Here is a 1,011-nt window from a genome sequence, read left to right on the forward strand (position 1 = left end):
CGCGTTCGGCTTCGGACAGGCGGGTGCGGGCGGTCGGGCCGACGGCGCCGCGCCGGAGTGCGATGTAGTCGCGTGCCTGGCTGATCCGCGAGCGGGCGTCACGCAGGGCGTCGTCCAGGGCCCGGGCGGCGCGCTGGTTCTGCTCCTCGACACCCCGGGCCGTCGCGAGGGCTGCGTCGATGTCGGTGTTCGCCCGGGTCAGCGCGTCGACCGCGGAGATCGGGTCCTTCGGGTCGAGGCCCTGCCGGAGGACCGTCTCGGCGCGGGTGACGGCGGCGGCGAGCTCGGGGCCGCCGGACGTCAGCGTGCGCGCGGCCGCGACGTCGCCGGCGATGTCCGCGCGCATCGCCTCGGCACGGGCGGTGGCCTCGGCGAAGGTCGCTTCGGCGTTCGTGGCCGAGGTCGTCAGCTGCTGGACCTGTGCGAGGGCGTGCTGTGCGTCACGGACCGCGACGACGGCCTCGCCCTTGTCGCCGGCGGCCAGGGCTGCGTCCGCTGCCGCAGACCGTTCGGTGGCGAAGGCGAGCACCTGCTGCGCCTGCTCGACGGAGTCGGACACCGTCGCGAGGGTCCGTCCGGAGTACGCGGACCGGACCCGGTCGAGTGCGACGGCCGCGGCGGTGACGGACTCCGGTGCACGGGCGACGTCCGCACGGAGGGCCGTCGCAGCGTCGGCGACGCCGTCCTCGAGCGCGCGGAGCCGGTCGAACGCCTCGGTCTGCTGCTCGATCGCGGCGTGGGCCTGTTCGCAGATCGCGATGATCTGGTTCGCCCACTCGGCGCGCTGCTGCGGGGTGTCCGGGATCTCGTCGTCGAGCTGCTGCTGGTAGGTGAACGCCTGGCGGACGTCGCGCTTGGCGGTCTCGACGGCCTCGGCGAAGGGCTTCGCGGCGTCGGCGCCGAACTGGGCGGTGGCGAACCCGACCTCTTGCTCGGCGGTCTTCAGCTCGTCGTCGATCGTGACGAGCGCGCCATCGGCCGAGCGCTCGAGGCCCACGAGCGACTCCTGCT

Annotated in this window: 1 pseudogene; it reads right to left on the reverse strand. The window is 74.6% G+C overall.

Annotated elements, in window-relative coordinates:
- Positions 1–997, reverse strand: a pseudogene (locus I59_RS17375) (TPM domain-containing protein); the annotation flags it as partial.
- Positions 998–1,011 lie beyond the last annotated feature (14 nt).

It is taken from the genome of Curtobacterium sp. B8 (assembly GCF_000333315.1).
Taxonomy (GTDB): domain Bacteria; phylum Actinomycetota; class Actinomycetes; order Actinomycetales; family Microbacteriaceae; genus Curtobacterium; species Curtobacterium luteum.